Origin of the sequence: Mesorhizobium intechi, assembly GCF_002879535.1 — a bacterium.
Classification (GTDB): Bacteria; Pseudomonadota; Alphaproteobacteria; order Rhizobiales; family Rhizobiaceae; genus Mesorhizobium; species Mesorhizobium intechi.
On record NZ_PNOT02000040.1, the window covers coordinates 48,455 to 55,778 of the forward strand.

The window sequence follows — 7,324 nt, forward strand, 5'->3', positions numbered from 1 at the left end:
TCTACGCGGCGCCTACGCGGCGCCACGCTCGAACTCGGCATCGGCGAGCTCCAGGCCATGATCGAGAGCGGAGACGAGCGTATCCAGTTCGTCGTCCGAAATGATGAACGAAGGCGCGAGGAACAGCGACGTCTGTTCGCCGCTGGTGCCGATCACGGCCCCAGCCTCGATGGCACGAGCCGCGACGCGCGATGCAATCGGCGCCTCGGCCGTGTCTGCATACCAACGGCGCCAGTCAGGACCGTGCAACTCGATCGTCCAGTGCAGACCAAAGCCGTCGACGCGGGCGACGCTCGGGTGCTTGCGAGCGATCTCGACAAGCCGTTGCTGCATTCGAGTCTCAAGCTCTTTGACGCGGCGGATAATGTGCCCGTCCGCCATCACGGAAAGGTAAGCCCTTATGGCCGAGACCGCGCTTGGGTGCGCGCGGAAGGTGCTGTAGGTCTGCCAGCTCTTGTCCTTCATCTGGTCAACAATGTCCTTCGACATCACGACGGCGCCGGCTGGGGCGGATCCGCCTGCCAGGCACTTCCCGAGGGTCACGATGTCTGGACGGGTTTCGCCGCCTTGGAACGCGAACCAGCGACCACTGCGACCCAGGCCCGTCACGACCTCATCGGCGATCCACAACGACCCTGCCTTGCGGGCGGCATTGGCAACGTAATCCTGATATGCGGAATCGTAATAGATGCCGCCTTGGGTGTAGTCGATGATCGTTGCCGCGACCGAAGACAGTAGCTCTTCCGACCCTGCCATTCGCTCGGCTAGGGGCCGATTGTCGGAAACGCCGCCATACTTCGCATTGACAGGGGCTGGGAGGATCCGGACCGAAGCTTGCGATGGAACTGGCTTGCTGCCACCACCTTGAAGGGCAAGGCCGCCATGCCAGTGCGGCTGCACTGTCATCTGGCGAGCGAGGCCAGCCATACCGTGATAGGCGCGTTCGCGTGTGGCCAGTTCTCTGCGCCCGGTTAGAGCCTGGCAGAATGTCAGCGCCAGGTCGTTGGCCTCGCTGCCACTGAGGAAAAAACGGACGGCCCCAACCCAACTTTTCTCTTCGCCGAAGGCGATATCAATCAGGTCCTCGGCAGCGGCCTCACGTTCAGCCCAGAACCAACCTTCGTTGATGACGGGGTTCGAAGCCGCCTTCTTCATTGCCTCCACCATAACGGGATGCTTGTGGCCGAGCGGACCGCCTGTATTGCTTCCATCAATCAGCCGGCGACCGTCCGCAAGAACGAAGTAGACACCTTCCCCGTCGATCACTTTGATGAGCGGATCCTTGCCCGCATTGAGTCCAGTTTGCAGAAGTCTGCTCATGCGAGCCTCCTTAGATCTAAGCGTTTGATGGCTTTTGCGGTATGTGGGCGCGATGCGCGACTAGTGGATGTGTTCGTACACTTGCCGGAGGAATTCCTTCGTACGTGGATGCTTCGGCCTGGCAAAGAATGACGCCGGCGCGTCTTCTTCCACGATCACCCCGCCATCCATGAAGATCACTCGATCAGCCACTGTCCTTGCAAACCCCATCTCGTGAGTGACGACGATCATCGTCATGCCTTCCCGAGCCAGATCGGTCATGACGTCGAGGACTTCCTTGACCATCTCGGGGTCCAGGGCGGAGGTAGGCTCGTCAAACAGCATCACCTTTGGTTGCATACAAAGGGCACGCGCGATTGCGACACGCTGCTGCTGTCCGCCTGACAACTGTCCCGGATACGCATCAGCCTTGTCTGCGATCTTCACACGCTCCAAGAGGCGCAAGGCCCGAGCCCGTGTCTCCTCACGAGACAGTTTCCTCACAATTCTCGGCGCCAGCATCAGGTTCTGCAGAACCGTCAGGTGTGGAAACAGATTAAATTGTTGGAAGACCATTCCGACCTCTCCGTTGAGATCGGCAATGTTTTCACAGTTGGGGTGCAACTCGTGGCCATTTACCAGAATCTGCCCGCTGGTCCGCGTTTCCAAACCGTTGATACACCTGATCAGAGTGCTTTTTCCCGATCCCGAGGGGCCGCATAGCACCACCCGCTCGCCAGCAGTAACGGCGAGGCTTATGCTCTTGAGTACCTGCAGCGACCCATAGGATTTATGGATCCTGTCAAGGCTGATCATTGGTGAGCCTGAGGTCATTTTCTATCTCGGTCAGGTAGTTCAGGTTGCGCGCTGCAAGCGGAGTTCGCCGGCACCGTCGAGTGCCAGAACGTCCACGACACGAGGGCTGACAGGCGCGATGAACCGGCCTGTCGAAAATCCTCCCAGAGGAAACGGAAACGCTGTTCGCCGACGGAGGCGCGGGGCAGCGACCGCCGGCGCGAGATGGATATTGATCACAACGGTTCGCATCGCAGCTCCCATCTTCGCCACAGCGGCGCATAGACGGGAGCAGCTAGCGGTCGTGAGACGCTTTCGTCTATTCGATCTTTTAGCACCTTACATCGAAAAATCGAATATAAGCGCTAGCGCCTTTTTCGGTCGATACCGCCTTCAAGGGGCTGTATCGACTGCGAATGCTGCGCTGATTTCCGAATTTTAAATTCTCGAACTCTGTTGACGAAATTTCTGACGAGAAGGTTTTCTTCGGCGTTGGTTTTGTGAAGAAGGTAGAAAGGCGAATAATAGTCGGTGCCGTCTGTAGTTCTCACCCTCGTAAGCGAAGGCAGGATGTCAGCGTAGTGCACGGGCAGATAGCCGATGAAGCGGCCTGATTGTATCAGAAGCGCTTGCGACTCTATCTCCTCTACGACTGCACCGGGGTTGAGGTGCCCAACTCGCTCGAGATCGTATCGGTGCAGATAGCGGCGCGCGACAAAAGCATAGCGTTTCAACTCGGCGGTCTCAACGAGTTCCTGGCTTGCCAGTGGATGGTCGTTTGCGCAGAAGATCGCGTGCTGCTCACTGAAGAGAGGTATATAGACGACGCCGACGGTTTTTCGGGTAAAGGCGCCGGCGATCGTAACGTCTCGCGCCCCTTCGATGACTAACCGCTCCATATTGCCAGGCGAGTCCATGAAGATCTCGATCACGGTCTTCTTGGCGCGGTCGTTGAACTCACCGAGAATTGCCGACAAGTCCCAAGCCCGGTTGGTAATCATCGCGTCCGCTATGCCTAGCCGCAATACACCCTTGAGTTCACCCGAGATCGAGGCAGCGGTATTCTGAAACCGGTCGGCGGCTGAGAACAGGTCCCCACACGCGTCGTAGGTCTGCTGCCCGGCCTTTGTGAGCGCAAATCCTGATCGACCTCGGTAGCACACGCGAAACCCAAGCCTTTTCTCGAGATCCGCCAGTTGCGTGGAAAGCGTCGATTGAGACACGTTCAAAGTGAGCTGCGCCCCGACGAGGCCGCCCGCCTCGACGATCGCGCGAAATGTACGAAGTAACTTGAGATCAATGTCGTGAACGCGTCGCATAACATTCCCTCCTCATCGGCAAATTCAAAATGTTACATCGGCAGGCCCGATACAACACGGGTTAATCGCTATTTTTCTGACGCAAGAAATTCGCCATGGATCGCCCGTTGATGGGCGACCCGATTTTGAGAGCTCTCGTGTTGCCCACCGCGCATATGCCGGCTGAAAAAGAGAATTTGGAGAAGCAACTATGACCACATTCAATCAACCGCTTGGCGGCAATGACATGCCACGCTTCGCAGGTATTACGACGATGATGAGGTTACTTCACGCGCCGGACGCGAAGGGACTGGACGCCTGTTTTGTCGGCGTACCCATGGATATTGGCACGTCGAACCGGAGTGGTGCACGGTTTGGTCCTCGTCAGGTTCGCGCTGAATCGGTGATGATCCGCCCCTACAATATGGGAACTGGAGCCGCCCCGTTCGACAGCCTCCAGGTCGCGGACATTGGAGATGTCCCGACGAACCCTTATGATTTGAAGAAGTCGGTGCGCATAATCTCGCAATTCTTCGACGGCATCTTGAAGTTCGACTGCAAGCCGCTCGCAATCGGGGGAGACCACACCCTCACATATCCGATCCTGCAAGCGATGGCGCGCAAGCACGGTCCAGTCGGGCTCATCCATATCGATGCACACGCCGACATCAATGAGCATCAGTTTGGCGAAGCCATTGCGCATGGAACACCGTTCCGGCGCGCTGTCGAGGAAGGTCTTCTGGACTGCAAGCGTGTGGTTCAGATAGGGCTAAGAGGGTCCGGTTACGCCGCAGAGGATTTCGACTGGCCGCGTGGGCAGGGATTCCGCGTCGTCACGGCGGAAGACTGCTGGCATAAGTCGCTTACTCCGCTGATGGCCGAAGTCCGACAGCAGATGGGCGACGGCCCTGTCTATGTGAGTTACGATATCGACAGCCTCGATCCCGGAATCGCCCCTGGCACGGGGACGCCGGAGATCGGTGGGCTCACAACCATCCAGGCCCTGGAAATCATTCGGGGGTGCAAAGGGTTGAATATTGTCGGCGCCGATCTGGTTGAAGTGTCGCCACCTTACGACACTACGGGAACAACAGCGATCACCGCTGCAAACCTACTTTTTGAACTGCTTTGTGTCATGCCTGGCGTGATCAGCAGATAGGGGGTTGGGCTGGCGCGTGCGACGCGCCAGCTTTCCGACGTTCCATACTCAAGCGCTCGCAAATCTTCCCGAGGCTGGCCCTGTTGCAAGGAACTTTGGCGCGGAACCTGTTCGACGGCTGCTCTTGAAATCGCTGATCCGCTAAAGGGCCAGAAATCGGTCAAGAACATTCCTGGTGATCTGCGCAACGATCTGGTCATCACGCACAAGCCCCATTATCCAATCGGAACTTCCGGCATGAAAGACTTGCCCCTTTCCGCGTTCGAAGTGAACGATTGCGCCACATCCCCTTTTCGTCTTCTCGATGCTTTCCTCATCGGCCGACCCGGTTAGAACCATGGCGACATACTCTGCATCTTCCCGTCCTAAAAAAGTCTGGCCTGTCTTTATCGAATCCCCCTCCTCCATGGTCGACGACAGGCCTAGAGCCAGTATTTCCATACCAGCAGGTGCTACCATTCCGGGAGCAACGAATGGCAGGCCCCCGCGGATTTCGTAGCCAATCCCATCAACCTCGTAGCCGAATACGCCGCTCTGGCCGCCAATGATGTCCCCGTAATACAGTCCAGTTTGCGCGAATGCCCAATGATCCGGACGGTAGAGAGGAAATCCCTTGGCCCCACGGGGTGAACATCCGGACCAGCTCGCATACATGCCTTGGGTAGCGTTGAGGCCGAACGTCGAGGCACCGGGTCGCCCTATTTCGCCCGCCTCCCAGGACTCGGTCACGAGATGCCTGGGCCCCGTTGTCATCAATGGATCTCGATCACGAGCTGTATACTTGTAGCAAACTTGCGTACTCCCACCGTCCTCCAGCCGGATCTGCCACATGAAATTTCCGGCAAACCTTGCGATACAGCCGCAGCGTTCGACATAAGCATCGATCGCGTCGCGCATTTCCCACGACCAATATTCGTCATGGCCGATGGTCGCCACACATCGGTAACCGGACAGAATGGCTGGGTCGTTGTGCAGATCGGTCTGAGATATGACGTCGACCTGATAGCCCTCTTTCTCGGCCCAAATCACGAATCTTCGTTCGAAACTTGCCCACCCAGCCGAGACATATTTTTTGCTGTATCCGTTGCGATAGGCCCACTCCATATGCGGGTATTTCGGTTCTTCCAAGATGCCGGGCTGATCCAGCAGCACGGCACGCGGAGCCTCATCGGGAATGCTGACGAACCCCCGGGCGTAAGGTCGCTGAACGCTCAGACGCGGCGAAAAATCATTTCCCTTAGGCCCGGACAGGCCCTGATAATGATTGGAGCCGCCCCAGTCATTATAGGCTGTCCATGTGGCCGTCGCCGCTATCAGAAGCAGCCTGTCATTGGTCGCGGTCGTCCGCTTTTGACGATCCGGCCCGATGATGACGACGTGCTCGCTCTCGGCGAGAATGCCATCACGGTCGGATGCAGCGAAAGCTCTGATGACAAAGCCGCCCGAATGCCAGCTTTCTGTGTCGGATACGACTGCCGAAACCGGCCAGTCGCAGCCCAGCTCCGAACAATTGACGTCTGTGGCGGACCAAGTGCCTGGGATACCATCGCGGCGAAACACCAGCTGACGATGGGCGCCGTCCCGGTATATTTCGAGCGAATAGCGTTGCGCGTTGGTGTTGACGGAGATTCGAATCGGGTCGCCTGGTCCGTACGAAATGCGATCTGAATATAACCATATCCGGATCGGCCCCCCTGGATCGGAGGGGGGCCTTTCGGCGTAGTTTCCCTGCACAGCCTCGCGCCGCCAATCAACGTCAGAGGATTGGGCTTGAGATTGGCCGCTCATGGCGCGAGGATCTTGGTCACTTGTCGTTTCCGATGCGGAAAGGAAAGTATTTCGCCCAAAGCGTGTCAAATTCACCGTCTGACCGCATCAGATCGACGGCCCTCTGGACCTCCGAATGCAATGGCTCATTGCCTTTCTTGATGACGATCCCGGCGCCGTCTCCAATGGATGGATCCGTAATCTTGGCTTCCGAGACCTTGCAGCAATCCTTCCCCTCGCCTTGCACCCACGTGTAGAGAGTCGGCGTATCCCCCATGACGGCATCGATCCGACCGGCGCTGAGATCGGCATAGGCCTCGATTTGGGAAGGATAGAATTTCAGGGTCGCTCCTGAAAAGTTTTTCTCAAGATAGGAAGCATGGACCGTCCCGGTTTGGGCGCCTACGGCTTTTCCCGCGAATTTGGCGGGAGACAGGTCGGAGCCGTCGGTATCCTTTCGAACCACGAAGCTCGCGGAGTTGTTGTAATACTTGATCATGTCCACGACTTTCTTTCGTTCAGCCGTGATCGAGTGCGAGGCGATAACCATGTCGTAGCGGCCGTTCTGGACGGCGGGTATCAAGCCTTCGAAGTCTTGCGCCGTCCATTCGCACTTTGCGTTCAGCTTGGCGCAAATCGCATCGCCGATTTCAATGTCGAGACCGGTTATCTTGCCTGAGTTGTCAACGACGCTGAAAGGAGGATAGAGGCCATCGGTGCCAATTTTTAACGTGCGCTGCTCAGCCATTGCCGACGAGACACTGAGTGACAGAGAGGCCACCGCGAATAGTGCCTTGTAGTGATTTGTTGATTTCATTTGCTTGCTCTCCCTCGTTAAACACTTGTTATTTCTCTGAGCGTCTGACGCAGCCCACTCCTTGCCGCACACTCTTGAATCGACCGCTGCCGTTCCCCCCCGGGATCTGTTGCCGGGCCATCGCAAAACATCACCATCGAAAAAATGATCGCTCCAACAGCGCAAAGCCGAGCCTGATCGCAGAGACAA

General features: G+C 57.3%; 6 protein-coding genes. 1 reads left to right on the forward strand and 5 read right to left on the reverse strand.

Going from position 1 to position 7,324, the window contains the following annotated elements; genetic code table 11:
* Window positions 1-12: 12 nt before the first annotated feature.
* From C1D09_RS03520 to C1D09_RS03530, 3 genes are all read right to left on the reverse strand, one after another.
* On the reverse strand, window positions 13-1,320 hold the full coding sequence (locus C1D09_RS03520) for an aminotransferase class III-fold pyridoxal phosphate-dependent enzyme (protein WP_143973014.1): 1,308 nt from the start codon (window positions 1,318-1,320) through the stop codon (window positions 13-15).
* 60 nt (window positions 1,321-1,380) lie between these two features.
* The gene (locus C1D09_RS03525; RefSeq protein ID WP_281288539.1) at window positions 1,381-2,133 is read right to left on the reverse strand and encodes an amino acid ABC transporter ATP-binding protein; all 753 of its coding nucleotides are present in this window, start codon (window positions 2,131-2,133) and stop codon (window positions 1,381-1,383) included.
* A 326-nt stretch (window positions 2,134-2,459) separates the two neighbouring features.
* Window positions 2,460-3,413 (reverse strand): LysR family transcriptional regulator, encoded by a 954-nt coding sequence (locus tag C1D09_RS03530; protein ID WP_143973016.1) that lies wholly within the window; start codon window positions 3,411-3,413, stop codon window positions 2,460-2,462.
* A gap of 190 nt (window positions 3,414-3,603) precedes the next feature.
* On the opposite strand from C1D09_RS03530, the gene speB reads away from it, so the two are divergent.
* Window positions 3,604-4,551 carry an agmatinase gene (gene speB / locus C1D09_RS03535; RefSeq protein ID WP_143973017.1) on the forward strand — a complete coding sequence of 316 codons (948 nt, stop codon included), beginning with the start codon at window positions 3,604-3,606 and terminating at the stop codon, window positions 4,549-4,551.
* 141 nt (window positions 4,552-4,692) lie between these two features.
* Here speB and C1D09_RS03540 read toward each other — a convergent pair whose 3' ends face one another.
* Together C1D09_RS03540 and C1D09_RS03545 are read right to left on the reverse strand one after the other, a co-directional pair.
* Complete coding sequence (locus C1D09_RS03540; RefSeq protein WP_143973018.1) at window positions 4,693-6,339, reverse strand: N,N-dimethylformamidase beta subunit family domain-containing protein; 1,647 nt, start codon at window positions 6,337-6,339, stop codon at window positions 4,693-4,695.
* Between the two features lie 16 nt (window positions 6,340-6,355).
* A complete protein-coding gene (locus tag C1D09_RS03545; RefSeq protein ID WP_143973019.1) occupies window positions 6,356-7,135 on the reverse strand; it encodes a transporter substrate-binding domain-containing protein in 780 nt (259 codons plus the stop codon).
* Window positions 7,136-7,324: the final 189 nt, after the last annotated feature.